The sequence below is a fragment of the Mycetocola zhujimingii genome, from assembly GCF_003065425.1.
GTDB lineage: Bacteria > Actinomycetota > Actinomycetes > Actinomycetales > Microbacteriaceae > Mycetocola_A > Mycetocola_A zhujimingii.
On sequence record NZ_CP026949.1, the window covers coordinates 2,668,697 to 2,688,548 of the forward strand.

Annotated in this window: 18 protein-coding genes; 6 read left to right on the forward strand and 12 right to left on the reverse strand. The window is 65.3% G+C overall.

Annotation, left to right across the window (positions count from 1 at the left end; genetic code table 11):
• Positions 1-17 precede the first annotated feature (17 nt).
• From C3E77_RS12750 to C3E77_RS12765, 4 genes are read left to right on the forward strand one after another with little or no spacing between them, the layout of a single operon-like run.
• The gene (locus C3E77_RS12750) at positions 18-2,828 is read left to right on the forward strand and encodes a cation-translocating P-type ATPase (protein WP_108392030.1); all 2,811 of its coding nucleotides are present in this window, start codon (positions 18-20) and stop codon (positions 2,826-2,828) included.
• A gap of 15 nt (positions 2,829-2,843) precedes the next feature.
• A complete protein-coding gene (locus C3E77_RS12755; RefSeq protein WP_108392032.1) occupies positions 2,844-4,115 on the forward strand; it encodes an Nramp family divalent metal transporter in 1,272 nt (423 codons plus the stop codon).
• Positions 4,116-4,126: 11 nt separating this feature from the next.
• Entirely contained in the window at positions 4,127-4,765 is a 639-nt protein-coding gene (locus C3E77_RS12760; protein WP_108392034.1) for a metal-dependent transcriptional regulator, read from the forward strand.
• Between the two features lie 57 nt (positions 4,766-4,822).
• A complete protein-coding gene (locus C3E77_RS12765; protein WP_108392036.1) occupies positions 4,823-5,623 on the forward strand; it encodes an HAD-IIA family hydrolase in 801 nt (266 codons plus the stop codon).
• Between the two features lie 22 nt (positions 5,624-5,645).
• On the opposite strand, the gene C3E77_RS15755 is transcribed toward C3E77_RS12765, so the two are convergent.
• From C3E77_RS15755 to C3E77_RS15735, 3 genes are all read right to left on the reverse strand, one after another.
• Positions 5,646-7,712 carry a hypothetical protein gene (locus tag C3E77_RS15755; RefSeq protein WP_162925010.1) on the reverse strand — a complete coding sequence of 689 codons (2,067 nt, stop codon included), beginning with the start codon at positions 7,710-7,712 and terminating at the stop codon, positions 5,646-5,648.
• Complete coding sequence (gene pyrE, locus C3E77_RS12790; RefSeq protein ID WP_108392044.1) at positions 7,712-8,260, reverse strand: orotate phosphoribosyltransferase; 549 nt, start codon at positions 8,258-8,260, stop codon at positions 7,712-7,714. Before pyrE ends, C3E77_RS15755 begins: the two co-directional genes overlap by 1 nt.
• A 158-nt stretch (positions 8,261-8,418) precedes the next feature.
• Positions 8,419-8,541, reverse strand: coding sequence for a hypothetical protein (locus C3E77_RS15735; RefSeq protein WP_257790993.1), 123 nt, complete (start codon positions 8,539-8,541; stop codon positions 8,419-8,421).
• Between the two features lie 116 nt (positions 8,542-8,657).
• Between C3E77_RS15735 and C3E77_RS15780 the strand changes: the two genes are divergently transcribed.
• Together C3E77_RS15780 and C3E77_RS12795 are read left to right on the forward strand one after the other, a co-directional pair.
• Positions 8,658-8,867, forward strand: a complete 210-nt coding sequence (locus tag C3E77_RS15780; RefSeq protein ID WP_335583233.1) for a LysR family transcriptional regulator — start codon at positions 8,658-8,660, stop codon at positions 8,865-8,867.
• A gap of 56 nt (positions 8,868-8,923) precedes the next feature.
• The gene (locus C3E77_RS12795; RefSeq protein WP_335583234.1) at positions 8,924-9,601 is read left to right on the forward strand and encodes a LysR substrate-binding domain-containing protein; all 678 of its coding nucleotides are present in this window, start codon (positions 8,924-8,926) and stop codon (positions 9,599-9,601) included.
• A 55-nt stretch (positions 9,602-9,656) separates the two neighbouring features.
• On the opposite strand, the gene C3E77_RS12800 is transcribed toward C3E77_RS12795, so the two are convergent.
• From C3E77_RS12800 to C3E77_RS12840, 9 genes are all read right to left on the reverse strand, one after another.
• Positions 9,657-11,150, reverse strand: coding sequence for a CoA-acylating methylmalonate-semialdehyde dehydrogenase (locus C3E77_RS12800; RefSeq protein ID WP_108392046.1), 1,494 nt, complete (start codon positions 11,148-11,150; stop codon positions 9,657-9,659).
• Positions 11,147-12,475, reverse strand: coding sequence for an aspartate aminotransferase family protein (locus tag C3E77_RS12805; RefSeq protein ID WP_108392048.1), 1,329 nt, complete (start codon positions 12,473-12,475; stop codon positions 11,147-11,149). Before C3E77_RS12805 ends, C3E77_RS12800 begins: the two co-directional genes overlap by 4 nt.
• An 83-nt stretch (positions 12,476-12,558) precedes the next feature.
• On the reverse strand, positions 12,559-13,713 hold the full coding sequence (locus tag C3E77_RS12810; RefSeq protein ID WP_108392050.1) for an ABC transporter substrate-binding protein: 1,155 nt from the start codon (positions 13,711-13,713) through the stop codon (positions 12,559-12,561).
• Between the two features lie 71 nt (positions 13,714-13,784).
• Complete coding sequence (locus C3E77_RS12815; RefSeq protein ID WP_108392052.1) at positions 13,785-14,585, reverse strand: ABC transporter permease; 801 nt, start codon at positions 14,583-14,585, stop codon at positions 13,785-13,787.
• The gene (locus tag C3E77_RS12820; protein WP_108392054.1) at positions 14,585-15,433 is read right to left on the reverse strand and encodes an ABC transporter ATP-binding protein; all 849 of its coding nucleotides are present in this window, start codon (positions 15,431-15,433) and stop codon (positions 14,585-14,587) included. Before C3E77_RS12820 ends, C3E77_RS12815 begins: the two co-directional genes overlap by 1 nt.
• Positions 15,430-16,350: an ABC transporter permease gene (locus C3E77_RS12825; RefSeq protein WP_108392056.1), complete on the reverse strand. Its 921-nt coding sequence runs from the start codon at positions 16,348-16,350 to the stop codon at positions 15,430-15,432. Before C3E77_RS12825 ends, C3E77_RS12820 begins: the two co-directional genes overlap by 4 nt.
• Complete coding sequence (locus C3E77_RS12830) at positions 16,347-17,363, reverse strand: TIGR03842 family LLM class F420-dependent oxidoreductase (RefSeq protein WP_108392058.1); 1,017 nt, start codon at positions 17,361-17,363, stop codon at positions 16,347-16,349. The genes C3E77_RS12825 and C3E77_RS12830 overlap by 4 nt, the downstream gene beginning before the upstream one ends.
• A gap of 8 nt (positions 17,364-17,371) precedes the next feature.
• Entirely contained in the window at positions 17,372-18,808 is a 1,437-nt protein-coding gene (hydA, locus tag C3E77_RS12835; protein WP_108393340.1) for a dihydropyrimidinase, read from the reverse strand.
• Between the two features lie 19 nt (positions 18,809-18,827).
• Positions 18,828-19,676, reverse strand: a complete 849-nt coding sequence (locus C3E77_RS12840) for a nitrilase-related carbon-nitrogen hydrolase (protein ID WP_108392060.1) — start codon at positions 19,674-19,676, stop codon at positions 18,828-18,830.
• Positions 19,677-19,852: the final 176 nt, after the last annotated feature.

The following is a 19,852-nucleotide window of genomic DNA, read 5'->3' on the forward strand; positions in this document are numbered from 1 at the left end:
ATGGGAGACACTGGGGTATGGAGTCCCTGCCGAAAACCCCGCGTGACCCGTCACTCGCCCCCTCCCTGGAGTTGGCGGACCAGCTCGGCGTTGATCCGACCGTTGGGCTGACCTCCGATGAAGCAGCGCGGCGGCTCGCGGCAGACGGCCCAAACGAACTTCGCGGCAAGGCGCCCATCCCCGTCTGGCGGAAACTGCTCGCCCAGTTCGAGGACCCTCTGATCTATCTGCTGCTCGCTGCAGTGGCCATTTCACTCGCCGCCTGGATCGTTGAGGGAGCCCACGGCGTTCCGATCGACGCGGTCGTCATCTTCGCGATCGTTCTGCTCAACGCGATCCTCGGTTTTGCGCAGGAAGCCAGGGCCGAAGATGCTGTGGCAGCGCTCAGCACCATGACCGCGGCGACGTCGACAGTCCTCCGGGACGGCAGGCTCGCCACGATCCCATCGTCAGAACTCGTTCGCGGGGACATCCTCGTGCTCGGTGAGGGCGACGCTGTCGGCGCCGATGGTCGCCTGCTCTCGGCGAGCGGGCTGAGGATCGCGGAAGCATCGCTCACGGGTGAGAGCGAGGCCGTGACGAAACATCCGCAGCAGCTCACCGCCCCTGCGCCACTGGGCGACCGGATCAACATGGTGTTCAAGGGCACAGCCGTCACCCAGGGGGTCGGCAGGGCGGTCATTACCGGTACAGGCATGAACACCGAAGTCGGCTCGATCGCCGACATGCTTGACGCGACTGTCGAGGAGCCGACGCCCCTGCAAAACGAGGTCGCCCGCATCGGCAGGATTCTCGGCATCATCGTCATTGCGATCGCGATCACCGTGATGGGCACGATCATCATCGTGAACGGGGTGTCGTCGATCAGCGACCTCGTCATCGTTCTCCTGCTCGGCGTCTCCCTCGCCGTCGCCGCCGTCCCCGAGGGTCTCCCGGCGATCCTGAGCGTCGTCCTCTCGATCGGTGTACGCCGCATGGCGAAACGCAACGCGGTGGTCAAGCAGCTGAGCTCAGTCGAAGCGCTCGGATCGGCATCCGTCATCTGCACGGATAAAACGGGCACACTGACCCGAAACGAGATGACGATCGAGCGCGTTGTCACGTCGTCGGGATCCGTCGACGTCACTGGGGTCGGCTACCGCCCCCAGGGTGCTGTGCTCCACAACGGTGCGCCCCTCTCCGACCCTGCACTGCGTCTGGAGACCGAACTCCTTCTCGGTGCCGGCTCACTTGCCAACAACGCCCAGCTGGCCGAACGCAACGGTCAGTGGGAGATCCAGGGAGACCCCACCGAGGCGGCATTCCTCGTCGCCGCTGCCAAGCTCGACGACACAGCAACCCGGATCGACCGGTTCGAACGTACCGCCGAGATCCCCTTCACGTCCGACCGCAAGATGATGTCGGCGGTGTGCCGCGAAAAAACCGACGGTGCCCCTGTGCTCTTCAGCAAGGGCGCACCGGACGTTCTGCTCGACCGGTGCACCCGGATCCAGGTCGGCACCGAGGTCGTCGAACTCACCGACGACCTCAAGCGGCGAGCGCTTGATGACGTCGAGGCGCTGTCGGCTGAGGCTTTCCGGACTCTTGGCGTTGCGTACCGCGCGCTATCGGACGACGACCAGCCCCTCGATGAGGTCGACGAATCAATCGAGAACGGACTCGTCTACGCCGGTGTCGTCGGCATCATCGATCCCCCGAGGGATGAAGCGGGTCGCGCCATCGCCGAAGCCCACCGTGCAGGCATCCGCGTCATCATGATCACGGGAGACCACCCGTCAACAGCGGCACGCATCGCTGCCGACCTGGGGATCATCGCGCCGGGACAGCGCGCCGTAACCGGTACCGAACTCGACGCCCTCGACGACAACCAGCTCAGGGAAAAGGTCAGAGAATTCTCGGTGTACGCCCGGGTTGCCCCAGAGCACAAGCTCAGACTCGTCGATGCGCTGCAGGACGATGGCCAAATCGTCGCGATGACGGGGGACGGTGTGAACGACGCCCCGGCGCTCAAGTCCGCCGACATCGGCGTCGCCATGGGCATCACCGGTACCGAGGTCACGAAGGAAGCGGCGCGGATGATCCTCGCCGACGACAACTTCGCAACCATCGTCGCGGCCGTGCGCCAGGGCAGGGTGATCTTCGACAACATCAGGAAGTTCCTGCGCTACCTGCTCTCCTCAAATATGGGTGAGGTGCTCACCGTGTTCCTTGGTGTGCTCCTCGCCGGCGCCATCGGCCTGTCGGAGGCATCGAACGAGGCCATCGTGCTCCCCCTCCTCGCCACCCAGATCCTCTGGATCAACCTGCTCACCGACTCAGGGCCTGCACTCGCGATGGGTGTCGACCCCGAAATCGATGACGTCATGGCTCGAAAACCGCGAAAGCTCTCCGACCGTGCCATCGACGGGCGGATGTGGGGAGGGATCCTCTCGGTCGGCTTCGTGATGGCCGTTGTGACACTGCTGACCATCGATCTGTTCCTGCCAGGCGGGTTCGTGCCTGGCGAGGATTCACTCGAGGTCGCCCGCACCGCCGGGTTCACCACGCTCGTGCTTGCCCAGTTGTTCAACGCACTCAACGCTCGTTCCGAGGTCACCTCCGCGTTCCACGGCCTGTTCACCAACGGCTGGCTCTGGGGAGCGATTGCGCTCAGCCTCGTGCTGCAGATCGCGGTCGTCAATCTCCCGTTCCTGCAGGTCGCCTTCGGAACAGCTCCGCTCGGCCTGCATCACTGGCTCATCTGTACCGCGCTCGCCTCCTGCGTGCTGTGGTTCGACGAGCTACGGAAAATCGTCCTTCGTTCGCCCCTTTTCGGCACACCGAAATAGCATTAGGGTTTCGGTATGCCGAAGCCTCTCGCCGACGTGGAGCCAGCTCAACCCGCTGCGCCGAAGCGCGCAACGCGGCCTCGGCTCATCTGGCTGCTTGGCCCTGCGCTGGTTGCCGGCGTTGCCTATCTCGACCCGGGCAACGTCGCGAGCAACATGACGGCAGGCGCCCAGTACGGGTACCTGCTGGTGTGGGTGGTCGTCGTCGGCAATGTGATGGCGTGGCTCATCCAGTACCTCTCCGCCAAGCTCGGCATCGTCACGGGCAAGAGCCTTCCCGAGGTGCTCGGGGAACGCATCAAGAACCGACCGGCACGCATCGCGTACTGGGTCCAGGCCGAACTCGTCGCGATGGCGACCGACCTCGCCGAGATCATCGGGGGCGCCGTTGCCCTCTACCTCCTGTTCGACCTCCCCCTGCTTCTCGGCGGCATCATCACCGGCACCGTCTCGATGGTCATGCTCGCGGTGCAGTCCCGTCGGGGACCCCGTGCGTTCGAGGGCATCATCGTCAGCCTGCTCGTCATCATCGCCATCGGATTCAGCGCTGGCGTATTCATCTCCCCACCGGATGCCGGCGGCGTGGTCGCGGGGCTCGTGCCGCGATTCGACGGCGCGGGTTCTGTCCTGCTCGCCGCATCCATCCTCGGCGCAACGATCATGCCGCACGCCATCTACGCGCACTCGGCCCTCACCCGCGATCGTTTCGCGGTGCGCGCCGCGGGCCTCACGACGGCGCGACTTCTCCGCGTGACCCGCTGGGATGTCTCCATCGCCATGCTCATCGCGGGCAGCGTCAACCTGGCGATCCTCCTGCTCGCGGCCACCAACCTGGCGGGCGTACCAGGAACCGACAGTCTCGAGGGAGCGCACGCCGCCCTCGAGGCCTCGATCGGCCCCGTCGTCGCGACGTTATTCGCGGTGGGACTGCTCGCCTCGGGCCTCGCGTCAACGTCCGTCGGAGCGTACGCGGGTGCCGAAATCATGCAGGGACTGTTGCGCGTCCGCATCCCGCTTCTCCTTCGGCGCCTCATCTCCCTCATCCCTGCGCTGCTCCTCCTCGCGTCAGGCTTCGACCCCACCCTCGCCCTCGTGCTCAGCCAGGTCGTGCTGTCGTTCGGAATTCCGTTCGCCCTCATTCCCCTGGTGTTCATCACGGCGAAGCGGCCGATCCTCGGTGGGTTCGCGAACCGCTGGTTTACGACAATCGGGGGCGCCGTGGCATCCGTTCTTCTCGTCGGCCTCAATGCCCTGCTGCTGTTCCTGCTGCTCACCGGTGCCGAATAGGGTGGGTTGCCATGAAGCTGTCGAAGTCGGTGATCGAGAACTACCTCAAGACGATCTACGCGCACACCGAGTGGCAGGCTGACCCGATCACCCCGTCGGTTCTCGCCGAGCGGCTCGGTCTGGCACCGTCGACGGTCACCGAGATGGTCAAGAAACTCGCCGCAGCCGGACTCGTCACCCACGTTCGCTACGGCGCGATCACACTCACCGATTCCGGGAGGCTCGAAGCCGTCGGCATCATCCGTCGGCACAGGCTCGTCGAGACCTGGCTCGTGCGCGAGATGGACTACGGCTGGGACGAGGTGCACGATGAGGCCGAGATCCTCGAGCACGCCATCAGCGACAGGCTGCTCGAGAGCATCGATGCCAGGCTCGGTCACCCCGACCGTGACCCGCACGGAGATCCGATCCCGGCCAGCGATGGCACGGTGAGGCGCGAGGATGCCGTCATGGTCGGCGCCGCGGCGACCGGTCACACAGGGGTCGTTCTTCGGATCAGCGATCGTGACCCGGCACTCCTGCGGACCCTCGACGCTGCGGGTGTCGACATCGGAACAACGGTGACGGTCGACGACAGCGGTGTCGTCGCCAGCGATGTTCGAATCCCCCTCGACGGTGCCGCGGCATCCGCCATCTGGGTAAGCGCCTGATCCCCGCCCCCTCGACAGGTCCCCGCCTTACACTGAAACCACAACCGAAGGAGCCGAATGACCCGTCGCGATGAAGTTGAATGCTGGTTGACCGATATGGATGGCGTGCTCGTCCACGAGAATCGCCCACTCCCCGGAGCCGCCGAGCTGCTTCAGCAGTGGCGCGACCAGGGCAAGCCGTATCTCGTGCTCACCAACAACTCGATCTTCACCCCTCGGGATCTGAGCGCACGTCTTCGCTCGTCAGGGCTGGAAGTGCCCGAGGAATTCATCTGGACCTCGGCGCTCGCCACTGCCGCCTTCCTCAAGGACCAGATGCCAGGCGGATCAGCCTTCGTCATCGGCGAGGCCGGCATCACGACGGCCCTGCACGAGGCCGGGTTCATCATGACCGAGACCGCTCCCGACTACGTCGTCGTCGGCGAGACCCGCAACTACTCCTTCGAGGCGATCACGAAGGCGATCCGGCTGATCAACAACGGCGCCAGGTTCATCGCGACGAACCCGGATGCCACAGGCCCGAGTGCCGACGGCCCGATGCCAGCGACCGGAGCGATCGCTGCCCTCATCACGAAGGCAACGGGCAAGGAGCCGTACATCGTCGGCAAGCCGAACCCGATGATGTTCCGATCGGCCCTCAACAAGATCGGCGCCCACTCCGAGAACACCGGCATGATCGGTGACCGCATGGACACCGACGTCGTCGCGGGAATCGAGGCCGGGCTCCACACGATTCTGGTGCTGACCGGGATTTCAGATGAGAAGGAAATCGCCAGGTACCCGTTCAGGCCATCCGAGATCCTCGGCGGCGTTGTCGACCTGCTCGAGCACAATCCGATCGAGTCAGAGGTCGTCTAGTCGACCAGGTCGCTTGGGCCGTCTAGGTCGCCGGCTGTGCGACGGCGAGCGTTCCGGTGAGCGGCTCGCCGGTTGAACGGCTGATGAAGCAGTAGTAGTTGCGCTCTCCCTCGGCCCATTGCTCCGCGGAGACCGGGTAGGTGCCCTGCACCTGGAGGTCGGAGTATGCTCCTGCCGCCGCGGAATCGAGGACGCCGGGCGCGCTGCACCAGAGCGAGATCTCAGCGGCGATCTCGGCCTCACCGGGATATGCCGCCGCTGGATCGGAGGTGACCGGGGCCGTGAACACCATCTGGGCGGCGTGTGCTGTCGCGCAGTCCACGACCGCGAACTTCTCGGCCCACGGTGTCGTGTACGGCTCAAGGCACTCGCCGCCGAGCAGGGCGTTCCACTTGTGCTCGCCAGGTGCGACCGGACCGATGGCTGCCACTGTTTCCACCGGCGGTGTCGTGGGCGTCGGAGTGGGGCTTGGCGTTTCGGTCGGCGTGGCCGTAGTCGTGGTGGCCGCGGCCGCCGGGGTCGACCCGGAGCTTCCGAAGAGACTCGGCAGTCTCGTACCCAGGAAGAACAGGGCCACGAGTACGAGGACGACAGCAAGCCCAAGCGCCACCCACTTCACGACCGGAGGCAGTGGCGGTGTCGCCGGTCGACCCGAGCGGCGCTCGGCGCGCTCGGGCCGCTCAGTTCGTGCAGCGCGCTCTGGACGCTCCCGCTCCTGCGACGTCGGCCCAACGCCCGATGGTGGGACCAGCCCACCGAAGGTCTCCTGGTTGAACTCAGATGTCGGCAACCCCGCGGCCGAGATGGGGCCGCGACGCGCATCAGCGGAACTGCCCCTGATGCCGGTCTCGGGCTTGGCATCGGTGTCGGGGGTGGTGTTGGTGGCACGGTCGGCGTCAGGGTCGGAGTCGGGGTCAGCGTCCGACGCGGCTGATGCTGAGGCCGCGGCGGCCTCGAGCTCCATCAGGAACGCGAGGCTGTCTGTGTCGTATCCGGCAGAGCCGCGTTTCGCGGGGCGGGACTCTGATGACTCGGGTTCGTCGGGGAGCTGGGGGAGCTCGGGGTCGGTCCCTCCGCGTGGGTCCGCGACAGCCTCACCCGTGCCGGGATCCAGTTCAGCGGGCTCAGCCTCGGTCGGTTCCGCCTCGGCCGGCTCAGTGTCAGCGGGCTCAGTGACAGGCGGCACAGTGCCGGCGGGCTCCCTCCTGGCCCGCAGTGGCTCAGGCGGCGCGGTGGGCTCTGCGGGCGCGGTGAGTGCGGCGGAGCCAGCGGGCTGCGGCGACGATGGTGCATCCGACGAGGATAAGTGAACTATCGGGTCGAGTTGATCATTGGGAGTGAGCGACCAGCTGAACGGCGCGCTGTCGCTGGCGCTGTTGCTGGCACCGTCTTGAGCGATGTCGTCGACACTCGCGGTCGAACCATCAGTCGAACCATCAGTCGCGCCGTCATTCCCGCTGTCAGCGACGGCGGGCTCGACCGGTACGCCGGACGATCGCCTCAGCCAGGGCCGTTCAACATCGGGGCGCGGCTTGAAAAGCGCCGGCTGGGGCGCCGCCGGCAGCTCTGACGTTGCGGATTCTGGTGCGGCGGATTCTGGTGTTGCGGGTACTTCAGGTCGTGATGTCGCAGGCGCTGGAGTTGCGGCCCCGTCCACCTGCGCCGGCTCGACAATTGGTTCGGCACGGGGCTCGACGATGTGCTTGGCACTGGGTTCGGCACCGGACCCGACCAGCGCCTGGAATGAACTCCGGCGACGCGGAGCGGGCTCCGGCGACGAGTCGTCGCCATCGGAATCGGCGGCGTCACCGGCATCCGCATGACGGGAATCGGCGAGGCCATCATCATCCACGGCGGCGGCACGAGCGCCAACGGGCGCCCCTGCGTCACGGCCCTGGCTGTCATCACCCGCACCCGCAGCGGGTGCCGGTTCCGGTGCACTGCTCCGCCACCACGGCGTCAACTCAACCGCGGGTTCCTCGGTCTGGTCATCGTCCGTGGACTGATCGTCGGAGCGATCGCCCGAGCCGTCGGCAGGATCGGAACCGCGGCGTCGTCGCCGGCGGAATGACGACTCGTCGTCGACCACTATTCGAGACCCAGGTCAGCGAGCCCAATCGCGGCGAAGTAGGGGTAACCCGCCGCTTCGATCACTTCACGTGCTCCCGTGTTGCGGTCGACAACCACGGCAACGCCGGCGATCTCGGCCCCAACTTTCTTGAGCGCTTCGATCGCGGCGAGGGGCGAACCGCCAGTGGTCGAGGTGTCCTCGAGCACAATTACTCTCTTGCCCTCGAGGTCAGGCCCTTCGACCTGCTTGCCTCGCCCGTGATCCTTGGGCTCCTTACGAACCACGAATGCGTCATACGCCAGTCCGCGCGCGGCACCCTGGTGCAAGACAGCCGCGGCGACCGGGTCAGCACCCATCGTCATTCCACCGACAGCGACCACGTCGGGAACCTCGGCGATCAGGTCGATCATGACCTGGCCGATCAGCGGCGCGACCCGGTGGTCAAGGCTGACCTTTCGAAGGTCGACGTAGTAGCTCGCCTTCTTACCGCTCGTGAGGGTGAAGTCCCCGTGGAACACGGCCTCGGCCGAAATGTACTTGATGAGTTGCTCGCGTGCGTCGGTCACGCGCCAAGTTTAGCGATGCGGTGTTCCGCTGCCGCGATGGGCACGCCAGACGCAACAGTGCCGGCTCGCTTAACAGAAAAACGCGCCGCCCCGGAGATCGACCGCATCTGGCGCTGCGGGATTCGCCCGGGAGGGCGCGGATTTCTGTTTGTGCTGCCTTACGGAAGCGGCGCGTAGGTGCGGGTGGGCACCTTGCGGTAGCCGTCGCGCTGCACCACAACGAGGCTGCCGATAGCGGCGGCAACACTCAGGACGGTGATTCCTGCAAAGAATACGAACATGAATCCCAATCCTTTCTGCGGTGGTCGGCAACAGCCGTTGGATACGGTTCAATCCTGCCTGCGCCGACTATTCAGAACAAGCGCATAATTCTTATCCGAATCGGTAGCATGGCTACATGGACGTACGTCGGCTCGAACTGCTGCGCGAACTCGCCGATCGCGGCAGCATTGCCGCCGTTGCCGCGGCGACCCACCGCACCCCGTCCGCGGTTTCGCAGCAGCTGAAGGTGCTCGAGCGCGAGGCCGGGGTGCCGCTGACCGAGCCGGACGGTCGCGGGATCTCACTGACGGATGCCGGCAGGGCGCTGGCGGCGACATCGCCATAGCGCTCGAGCGCGCTCACGCGGTCTGGGACGAATACCGCAACGATGCAACCGGGCAGGTGACGGTCGCAACGTTCCCCACGGCGGGTCAGATGCTCCTCCCCGCGGTGATCTCCACCCTGACCGCCGCACACGGGCCGACCGTCACGCTGGCCGACCGCGACCCGGAGAGCGGCGACTTCCCCGCACTCACCATGGACTTCGACATCGTGCTCGCACATTCGATGCCGGGCACCCGCGCCTGGAGCGGCAAAGGCCTTCGAAACCTCCACCTACTCACCGAACCGCTCGACATCGCCCTGCCCATCGGCCACCGGCTCGCCGGCGTCAGCGAACTCACACCGGAACAACTCGTCGACGAAGCATGGATCGGAGTCCCCATCGGCTATCCCTTCGACGGCCTGATGCACGACATCGAGGTCGCGACCGGCACGCCGCTCAACGTGGTTCAGCGCGTCACAGACAACCGCATCTCGGAAGCCCTCGTCGCCGCCGGGATCGGAATCGGCATCGTGCCCCGGTTCACGGCATCCGGTGCCGAACGCGGCATCGTCACCCGCCCGCTCACCGGAGTGGACGCATCCAGGCACATCGTCGCGCTCATGCGCCCCGAAAAGGCCGAGCGGTTCGCGGTGAGAACCGTGGCCGAGGCTCTCAGAGCCGAAGCGGTCCGACTGCAGAACGCCCACAACCCGGTCGAGGATCCAGCGCCGTACACAACACCCCGCTGGACCTGACGCCAAGCGCCGGCTGCGGTGGCAGCCGGCGCCTGGTACGTCAGTCGTGCTCGGGTCAGTCGTGCTCGGGGAAGCCGAGGTTGAGGCCGCCGTGGCTCGGGTCGAGCCACCGACTCGTGATCGCCTTCTCCTGTGTGAAGAAGTGCACTCCCTGCGGCCCGTACGCCTTGGAGTCCCCGAACAGCGACTCCTTCCACCCGCCGAACGAGTGATACGCAACGGGCACAGGAATCGGCACATTGATACCGACCATGCCGACGGTCACCTCGCGCTGGAATCGCCGTGCGGCGCCACCGTCGTTGGTAAAGATGGCGGTGCCGTTGCCGTACCGGCTGGAGTTGATGATCTCGAGTCCCTCCGCATAGCTCGAGACCCGGACCACACTCAGGACCGGCCCAAAGATCTCGTCGGTGTAGACGGTGGAGCTGAGCGGCACCTTATCGAGCAGCGTTGGACCGAACCAGAAGCCGTCGGCATCACCGTCGACCTCCACGTCGCGCCCGTCGACAACGACCGTTGCTCCGTCTGTGTTCGCAACGTCGAGGTACGACGCGACCTTGTCGCGGTGCGCCTTCGTGATCAACGGCCCCATATCGCACGACCGTCGGCCGTCACCGGTCTTGAGCGTCGACATCCGTTCGGCAATCCTGGCCACCAGATCATCAGCGATGGTGTCGACCGCGAGCAGGACGCTGATCGCCATGCACCGTTCTCCCGCCGAACCGAAGCCGGCGTTGACGGCGGCATCGGCGGCGAGGTCGAGGTCGGCGTCGGGGAGCACGAGCATGTGGTTCTTCGCTCCACCGAGCGCCTGCACCCGCTTGCCGTTTTTCGCCGCGGTCTCGTAGATGTATTTCGCGATGGGCGTTGAGCCGACAAACGAGATCGACCTGACCACCGGATGCTCCAGCAGTGCGTCGACCGCCTCCTTGTCGCCGTGGACCACATTGAAGACGCCGTCGGGCAGCCCGGCCTCCGTGAACAGCTCGGCGAGCCAGTTCGCTGCCGACGGGTCCTTCTCACTGGGCTTGAGGACGACCGTGTTGCCGGCGGCGATGGCGATCGGGAAGAACCAGAGCGGCACCATCGCGGGAAAATTGAACGGGCTGATGATGCCGACAACACCAAGCGGTTGCTTCACCGAGTACACATCAACCCCGCTCGACACGTTCTCGGAGTACTCTCCCTTGAGCAGGTGCGGGATCCCCGTCGCGAAGTCGACGACTTCGAGACCGCGGGCGATCTCACCCGCCGCGTCGGAGAGGACCTTGCCGTGCTCGGAGGTGAGGATCTCGGCGAGTTCTCCCTTGCGAGCGTTGAGCAACTCGCGGAAGGCGAAGATCACCGACTGGCGCTTGGCGAGCGAGGCATCCCGCCAGGCGGGGTACGCCGCGGCGGCCGCCGCGACAGCGCTGTCGACGTCGGCAACGCTGCCGAGGCGGACCTCCTTATCGCTCGTGCCCTTTGCCGGATCGAACACCGGCGAGGTTCGCTGTGACTCCCCCTCGACGAGCGTTCCGCCGATGAAGTGGTTGATGTAGCTGGTCATGACTGTCCTTTCGAAAGTTCTGTGAGCACGGCGTCGTAGCTGTCCATCGCTTCGCCGACCTCGTCCGCCGTCACCGTGCACGGCGGCACCACGTGAATGCGGTTGTCCTGCACAAACGGAAGCAGCCCGCGCCCGACGAGTGCGGCCTTGATGCTTCCCACCACCGGGGCGGGAAGCGGCTCGCGGGTGGCGGCATCCGCGACCAGTTCGATCGCCCAGAACACCCCTTCGCCGCGCACCTCGCCGATGAGATCGTGCTTGTCGGCGAGTTCCGCGAGCGCTGGTCCGATGGCCTCGCGCCCGATCGTCGCCGCGTTCTCGACGATGCCTTCAGTGGCCATCGCGTCGAGGGCACCGACGATCGAGGCCATGGCGAGCGGATGCCCGGAGTATGTGAGTCCCCCCGGGAAGACCGTCTCGTCGAAATCGGATGCGATCTCGTCGGAGATGATGACGCCTCCCGCTGGCACGTACCCCGAGTTCACCCCCTTGGCGAACGTGATGAGGTCGGGAACGACGTCGTAGCCCTCGAACGCGAACCAGCGTCCGGCCCGGCCGAATCCCGCCATCACCTCGTCGAGAATGAGCACGATGCCGTAGCGATCGCAGAGTGCGCGCACTCCGGCGAGATAGCCGGGCGGTGGAACGAGCACACCGGCGGTGCCGGGGATGGACTCGAGCAGGATTGCGGCGATCGTCTGGGCGCCCTCGCCCTGGATGACCCGCTCGAGGTGGTGAAGGGCCCGCGCCGATTCTTCCTCCGGGCTGGCCGCCCAGAACTCGGAGCGGTAAAGATACGGGCCGAAGAAGTGCACGTGTCCGCGCGCGAACTCGTTGGGCATTCGCCGCCAGTCCCCCGTCGCGACAATGGCAGCGCCGGTGTTGCCGTGGTACGACCGGTAGGTGGAGAGGACCTTGTCTCGCCCCGTGTGCAGGCGCGCCATCCGGATGGCGTTTTCGTTGGCATCCGCACCGCCGTTGGTGAAGAAGACCCGCGAGAACCCAGCGGGGGCGAGATCGGTGATGCGCCTGGCTGCTTCGCCGCGCGTGAGGTTGGCAGTCGACGGTGCAACCGTCGTGAGCTGGTCGGCCTGTTCCTTGATCGCGGCGATGACAGCCGGATGCTGGTGGCCGATATTCACGTTGACCAGCTGGCTCGAAAAGTCGAGGTAGCGGTTGCCCTCGAAGTCCCACACGTGCGTACCGAGGCCGCCAGCGACGACGAGGGGTTTCAATGTTCCCTGGGCCGACCACGAGTGAAAGACGTGGGCGCGATCGAGATCGACCGTTGTCTGATTGCTTTCTGATGTGAGCGTGAGTGCCACGACATCTCCTTTGTGCGTTGCTGCGTGTGCCGGGCCCGGGCGAGAAGCGAGAGCTCCCCGCCCGGGACCGGCTTGTGGTGCTTCTAGTTGCCGCCCTCCTCGAGGGTGACCTCGATCGGAGTGAAGCCGTCGCCTGTGGTGTCGACGCCGTCCTCCTCCAGCTCGTCGAGCGCCTCCTGGATGTACTCGTTCGTCCAGACGCCCGCCGGCGGTTCTTCGGTGATGAGCGCGGCGCCTGACTCGTTGACCGCGGAGAGCGCACCCTCCACCGTCTTGTTGAACGCCGCTTCGTCGATGATTCCGATGCCGTTCTCGGCCGGCCAGATCAGCTTGTTGGTCTCATTGACCATCCACAGTTCGTGGCTCGGGCCCCAGCCGGAACCGGCGTCGAGGGTGATTTCCGATGCCTCTTCCGGGTTCTCGGCCGCATAGACCCAGCCCTTGATGACGGCCTTGAGGAACGAGACGGTAGTGTCCTGGTACTCCTCGTCGCTCTCGAGCTTCTCGGTGTCTGCCCAGATGGCATCCTGCAGCATCGCGCCGACGGTGTCTTCGTAGCTGATGACGTTGAAGTCATCCTCGGTGTACAGCTCGCCCGTGTCGGGGTTCGGCGTCTCGAGCAACTGCGCGTACTCGTTGTAGGTCATGGCCTGCGCTGCGTCGATATCGCCCTGCAGGAAGGAGTTCATGTTGAAGTCCTGGGTGATGATCTCGACGCTCGAGGAGTCGAGGCCCTCTGCGGCCATGGCCGCGAAGATCTCCCACTCGTTACCGAATCCCCACGAGCCGATCTTCTTGCCTTCGAAATCCGCGACCGATTCGATCCCCGAATCGGCCCACGACACCTGGAGCGTTCCTGAGCGCTGGAAGATCTGGGCGATGTTCGTGACGTTCGCACCGGCCTCGATCGAACCGAGCACCTTGGGAACCCAGGCGATCGCATAGTCGACATCACCGTTGGCCAGGGCATCCTGCGGGACGATGTCACCGCCGGACGGGATGATTTCGACGTCGAGGCCCTCCTCCTCGAAGTAGCCCTGGTCGAGGGCGGCGAAGTACCCGGCGAACTGGCCCTGCGGCAGCCACTGCAGCTGCAGCTTCACCTCGGTGAGCTCGCCTGGACCGTCGGCGTCGGATTCGGACCCTGTGTCTGCTGGTGCTGAACACGCGGAGAGTACGAGCGCCGCTGAGACGGCGAACGCACCCACCGTCGCGAGGCGACGTGTGCTGTGTTTCATGGTCTGTCCTTTCATGCGTGGTGCTTGAAGGTGGTGCAGGATAGGCCGTCAGCCCGGCGGGCTGAGGACACTCATGAGCGCTGCCTTCCCCGGGTGGCAAGCCGTTCGAGAGCGAGCGTGACGAGGAAGAAGAGCAACCCGAGCACGATCGACGCGACCACGTATGCCCACGCTCTCGGGTAGGCGCTCGACGCGGCCGAGGTCGAGATCAGCCCGCCAAGCCCGCCGCGTGGGCCACCGAAGTATTCGGCGACGAGCGCGGAGATGACCGCGAGGCTCGATGCGATCCGGATGCCGGTGAACACGAAGGGGACGGCCGTCGGCAGCGTCACCGTGCGAACGACCTGGGCGGAGCTCGCCGCGTAGACCTTCATCAGGTCACGGTGAACGGGCAGGGTTTGCCGGAATCCGCGAAGGGTATTGATGAACACGGGAACGAAGGACGCAAGCCCCGCGATCGCCTGCCTGCCGAACTGGCTGTCCGCTCCGAACATCGAGTTGAGCACGGGGGCGAGCGCGACGATCGGAATGACGGCGAGCGATGCAACGACCGGTGCGCTCATCCAGTCAATCGGGCGCGACGCCGCAGCGAGAGCCGCGAGCAGGATCCCGAGGATCGAGCCGACAACGAGGCCGAGCAATGCGTTCAGCCCGGTGATACCGGTGGCGGAGACCATTGAGGGAAAGAACTCGACAAACTGGCCGGCGATGGCGGCAGGGCTCGGCAGCAGGTAATCGCTGACCCCGCCGACGCTGACGAGAAGCTGCCAGGCGCCAAGCACGATCAGACCAACGGCGACGGGCGCGGCGACCCGGAGCGTGGTCTCGGCGTTTGCCGACGACCGGGAGCGGTTCGGGATCGTGAGCGCCATCAGCGGTTCTCGACTCCGCGGGCGCCCGTCGGCACTGGCGAGCCCGCGTGGAGTGCCTCGCGGACGGCGGTGACCCCCTCGAAGAACGCGCGTTCCTCACGGAGCGCCTCGGCGTGCGCCGGGTCGCGGTTGAGCACCATGGGCACGATCTGCTGGATGCGACCGGGGCGGGGTGACATCACAACCACCCGGTCCGAGAGATAGACCGCCTCGGGAATGGAGTGGGTGACGAACACGACGGCTGCACCGGTCTCGGCGCAGATCCGAAGCAGTTCGGTCTGCATCCGTTCACGGGTCATCTCATCGAGCGCACCGAACGGTTCGTCCATGAGCAGGAGGTCGGGCTTCTCGGCGAGCGACCTGGCGATTGCCACCCGCTGCTGCATCCCGCCCGAGAGCTGGTCGGGATAACGGTCGGCGAAATCGGTGAGTCCGACCATCTCGAGGAGCTCGGTGATCCTGGCCGTCCGGTCACCGCCGGACACTCCGTGCAGTTCGAGCGGGAGACCGACGTTCGCGGCGACGGTACGCCAGGGCAGGAGCCCGGCCTGCTGGAAAGCGATTCCGTAATCCTGGTCGAGCCTGGCCTGTTTCGCGCTCTTGCCGAACACCGTGACGCTCCCGGCGGTCGGCTGATCGAGATCTGCGATGAGCCGCAGAAGCGTCGACTTGCCGCAGCCGGACGGCCCGATGAGCGAAACGAACTCGCCGGCAGACACTGTCAGATCGATGGCGGTGAGCGCGTCGACCCGGCCGGAGCGGGTATCGAAGGTCTTGTCGACCGCACTCACCGTGACGGCGGCGGTTCGCCCTGCGGCATCCGCGGTGGATTCGGTTGGCTGAGTCACGCTGTGATCTCCACTCGTCGGTAGTTCCTGAGGATGGCGCCGAGGATGGCGACCGAGCCTGCCGCGGCGAGCCCGAGCACGATGGAACCGAAGATCGGTCCCCAGGCCTTCGCTGGGTCACCGCTGGCCTGGCCCGCGTACTGAATGAGGATGCGCCCGATTCCGCCCTGCATTCCCGTCGAGACCTCGGCGACGACGGCACCGACGACAGCGTTGGCTGCGCCAAGGCGGAGCGCCGGCAGGAGGTAGGGAACGGATGCCGGGATCCTCAGTTTCAGGAGGGTCTTCCACCAGCCGACGCCGTAGCTGCGCATCAGCTCGGTGTGGATGGTGTCCGGCGACTGGAGGCCCTTGAGCGCGCCGACCGCGATCGGGAAGAACGCGAGGTATGACGCGATCACCGCGACGCTCATCCAGTCCTGCCATTCGAAGGCGCCGATCTCGATTCGAGAGCCCCAGCTGCGCACAACGGGGGCGAACGCGATGAGCGGAACCGTCTGGCTGAGGATGATCCAGGGCAACAGGCCCCACTCGGCCAGCCGCCAGCGCTGCATCACCAGGGCGAGCGCGGACCCGACGACGATGCCGACGAGCCAGCCAACGGCCGCGATGCCGAGCGTGACGAGGGCGGCGAGCGCCACCTCGAGCCACAGCGGGTTCGCCGTCGACGACCGGGTCACGGGTTCGAACAGCCGCGCGACCATGTCCCAGGTGTGCGGCATGGCGAGGTCGGTCGTGCGGGGAAGCACCCGCGTCTCACCGATGACGACGCCGTCCACCGGCCCCAGGAACTTGTACAGTTCCCACAGCGCGGCGATCACGAGGATGCCGAGCACCCCGTATCCCCAGCGCGCAGCCTCCCTGGCAGGCGCCCCGCGGCGCCGCCGGAGTGCCGGGGCCAGGTTCTCGGCGGTCATGTCGTCGCCACGATCTTTTCCTTGAGCGCGGGGATGACCGTCTCACCGTAAACGCGGAGGGTCTCCTCCTTGTTGTCGTGCTGGAGGTAGCCCGCGAACTGGTCGACGCCGATGCTCTTCAGTTCCTCGAGCTTGTCGATGTGGTCATTCGCCGAACCGAGCACGCAGAACCTGTCGACGATCTCATCGGGCACGAAACTGGCGTGGGTGTTTCCTGCCCTGCCGTGCTCGTTGTAGTCGTACGACTCCCTGCCCTTGATGTAGTCGGTCAGCGCTTGCGGCACCGCGCCGCTCGCTCCGTACTTGGCGACGATGTCCGCAACGTGGTTGCCGACCATGCCACCGAACCAGCGGCACTGGTCTCGCATGTGCTCCCTGTCGTCGCCGACGTACATCGGTGCCGCGACACAGAACTTGATCGACATCGGGTCACGGCCGACCTTTTCGGCGGCATCCCGAACCGTCTTGATCATCCACTTGGCGATGTCGATGTCGGCCAGCTGGAGAATGAACCCGTCACCGACCTCGCCGGTCAGTTTGAGCGCGAGGGGGCCGTACGCGGCAACCCAGACGTCGAGCTCGGAACCGACGCTCCACGGGAACTGCACGGTGGCACCGTGATATTCGACGGGACGGGAGTTCGCCAGTTCACGGATGACGTGGATCGATTCGCGGAGCGTCTTGAGGTTGGTCGGAGCGCCGTTGGTGGTGCGCACCGCGGAGTCGCCCCGCCCGATCCCGCAGATTGTCCGGTTGCCGTACATCTCGTTGAGGGTGGCGTATGTCGACGCGGTCACCGTCCAGTCACGCGTCGCCGGGTTGGTGACCATCGGGCCGACCGTGATGCGCTTGGTCTCGTTGAGGATCTGGCTGTAGATGACGTACGGTTCCTGCCAGAGCAGGTGTGAGTCGAAGGTCCAGACGTGGCTGAAGCCATACTGCTCAGCGAGCTTCGCGAGGTGGACCGTTCGTGCGGCGGGCGGGTTGGTTTGAAGTACGGCTCCGAAGTCCATGGGTGCCCTCAGATCAGGTACTGGCTGAGGCCGCGGGGGACGTACTGTCCGTCACCTTTGGATCCCAGGTACTGGTTGTCGTCGACGATGACCTTCCCGCGGGAGAGAACGGTGTCGACGTGGCCGTCGATCTCGTACCCTTCCCAGGCCGAGTAGTCCATGTTCATGTGGTGGGTCTTGCCAACACCGATGGAGGTGTGACCGTGCGGGTCATAGATCACGACGTCGCCGTCTGCACCCGGCTGAAGCACTCCCTTCTTGCCGTACATGCCGAACATCCGCGCCGGGGTCGTCGACGTGACCTCGACCCAGCGTTCGAGCGAGATTTTCTTGTCGACGACGCCCTGGTAGAGCAGGTCCATCCGGTGCTCGACGCTGCCGATGCCGTTCGGGATCTTCGCGAAGTTGCCGAGGCCCATGTCTTTCTGGCCCTTCATGCAGAACGGGCAGTGGTCGGTGGAGACCATCTGGATGTCGTTCGTGCGCAGGCTCTGCCACATGTGGTGCTGGTGGCCCTCGTGCTTCGAGCGCAGCGGAGTGGAGCACACCCACTTGGCGCCCTCGAAGTCTCCCCACTCCTCGCTCGAGGCACCGAGCTGGTCTTCGAGCGAGAGGTAGAGGTACTGCGGGCACGTTTCGCCGAACACGTTCTGGCCGTTGTCACGGGCCATGGCGATCTGCTCGACCGCCTGCTTCGCGCTGACGTGCACGACGTAGAGCGGCGCACCCGTGAGGTTGGCGAGCATGATCGCGCGGTGGGTGGCCTCTTCCTCCGCCTGCCAGGGCCGGGTGATGCCGTGGTAGTACGGCGAGGTGTTGCCCGCGGCGAGCGACTGTTGCACGAGCAGGTCGATAACGCTGCCGTTCTCGGCGTGCATCATGATCATCGAGCCGTTGTCAGCCGCGCGCTGCATGGCCTTCACGATCTGGCCGTCGTCCGACAGGAAAACTCCCTTGTACGCCATGAAGAGCTTGAAGCTCGAGACGCCCTCCTTCACCAGCTCGTCCATTGCCGTCAGCGACGAGTCCTGAACGTCACTGAGGATCTGGTGGAAGCCGTAATCGATGGCGCAGTTACTCCGCGCTTTGTCATGCCACAGCGCGTATTGATCGAGGACGTTCTCACCCGCATACTGCACGACGAAATCGACGATGCTCGTCGTCCCGCCGTGTGCGGCTGCACGGGTACCCGTCTCGAAGGTGTCGCTCGCTTCGGTTCCTCCGAACGGCATCTGCATGTGGGTGTGTGCGTCGATTCCCCCGGGAATGACGTACTTTCCCGCTGCATCGATCACCGTGTCGACGTTCTTCTCGATGTCGAAGCCGAGCAGGGTCGAGCCTGGAGCGAGCACTGCGGCGATCGTCTCGCCGTCGATCAGCACGTCTGCCGGTGCCGATCCGGTCGAGTTCACGACGGTGCCGTTCTTGATGAGGGTCTTCATGATGCCTCCTCGCCTGGTCCGGTTACGGCTTCGGGATCGACGTGTAGGACTCGGGCCGACGGTCGCGGTAGAACTGCCAGTCGTCACGGACTCTCTTGATCATGTCGAGGTCGAGGTCACGGATGACGATGTCCTCGTGCTCGGCGCTGCCACGATCACCGACGAAGTTGCCCTGCGGGTCTGCGAACTGGCTCGTGCCGTAGAACGTCACCGCGAGGTCGCCGTATTCGTTATCTTCCGTGCCGACCCGGTTGGGGGCCGCAACGAAGTACCCGTTTGCCGCCGCTGCGGTCGCCTGCTCGAGGTCCCAGAGCCGGTTCGAGAGACCAGGCTTGGTTGCGTTCGGGTTGAACACGATCTGTGCGCCGTTGAGGCCGAGTTCGCGCCAGCCCTCTGGGAAGTGGCGGTCGTAACAGATGTAGACACCGACGGGGCCGACCGCGGTGTCGAACACGGGATAACCGAGGTTGCCGGGGCGGAAGTAGAACTTCTCGTAGAACTTCTCGAGGTGAGGAATGTGGTGCTTGCGGTACTTGCCGAGGACGGTGCCGTCGGAATCGACGACGACAGCGGTGTTGTAGTAGACGCCGGGCATGTCCTCTTCATAGATCGGCAGAACCATCACGAGGTTCAGCTCTTTCGCGAGCTTCGCGAACCGCTGGACGATGGGACCGTCCGCCGGTTCAGCGAACTCGTAGTACTTCTTGTCCTCGGTGATTCCGAAGTACGGTCCGTAGAACAGCTCCTGGAAGCAGATGATCTGCGCTCCCTGAGCAGCCGCATCCCTCGCGAACTGTTCGTGCTTCGCGATCATGGATTCCTTGTCGCCGGTCCAGGTTGTCTGGGTGATAGCCGCGCGAACTACAGTCATCTCTAGCCTCCGTGTCGTCATTGAGCGGTAGGTGTTTCTGTCTGTCAGCCTCGGGATGAAACGTCGGTTTCGTTGTCAGCCCGAGGTGTGTGGTGCCGTTCCGCTCATTTGTTATTATTCGAGTTGAACATTTCTCCATTGTTTCCCTCTGTGACGCATTCGTAAATACCCAAAAC

What these genes read in the sequence shown, in the direction of transcription:
- C3E77_RS12750 (WP_108392030.1), top strand. Translation starts at nt 18, where the DNA reads ATGGAGTCCCTGCCGAAAACCCCGCGTGACCCGTCACTCGCCCCCTCC.
- C3E77_RS12755 (WP_108392032.1), top strand. Translation starts at nt 2,844, where the DNA reads ATGCCGAAGCCTCTCGCCGACGTGGAGCCAGCTCAACCCGCTGCGCCG.
- C3E77_RS12760 (WP_108392034.1), top strand. Translation starts at nt 4,127, where the DNA reads ATGAAGCTGTCGAAGTCGGTGATCGAGAACTACCTCAAGACGATCTAC.
- C3E77_RS12765 (WP_108392036.1), top strand. Translation starts at nt 4,823, where the DNA reads ATGACCCGTCGCGATGAAGTTGAATGCTGGTTGACCGATATGGATGGC.
- C3E77_RS15735 (WP_257790993.1), bottom strand. Translation starts at nt 8,541, where the DNA reads ATGTTCGTATTCTTTGCAGGAATCACCGTCCTGAGTGTTGCCGCCGCT.
- C3E77_RS15780 (WP_335583233.1), top strand. Translation starts at nt 8,658, where the DNA reads ATGGACGTACGTCGGCTCGAACTGCTGCGCGAACTCGCCGATCGCGGC.
- C3E77_RS12800 (WP_108392046.1), bottom strand. Translation starts at nt 11,150, where the DNA reads ATGACCAGCTACATCAACCACTTCATCGGCGGAACGCTCGTCGAGGGG.
- C3E77_RS12810 (WP_108392050.1), bottom strand. Translation starts at nt 13,713, where the DNA reads ATGAAACACAGCACACGTCGCCTCGCGACGGTGGGTGCGTTCGCCGTC.
- C3E77_RS12815 (WP_108392052.1), bottom strand. Translation starts at nt 14,585, where the DNA reads ATGGCGCTCACGATCCCGAACCGCTCCCGGTCGTCGGCAAACGCCGAG.
- C3E77_RS12825 (WP_108392056.1), bottom strand. Translation starts at nt 16,350, where the DNA reads ATGACCGCCGAGAACCTGGCCCCGGCACTCCGGCGGCGCCGCGGGGCG.
- C3E77_RS12830 (WP_108392058.1), bottom strand. Translation starts at nt 17,363, where the DNA reads ATGGACTTCGGAGCCGTACTTCAAACCAACCCGCCCGCCGCACGAACG.
- C3E77_RS12840 (WP_108392060.1), bottom strand. Translation starts at nt 19,676, where the DNA reads ATGACTGTAGTTCGCGCGGCTATCACCCAGACAACCTGGACCGGCGAC.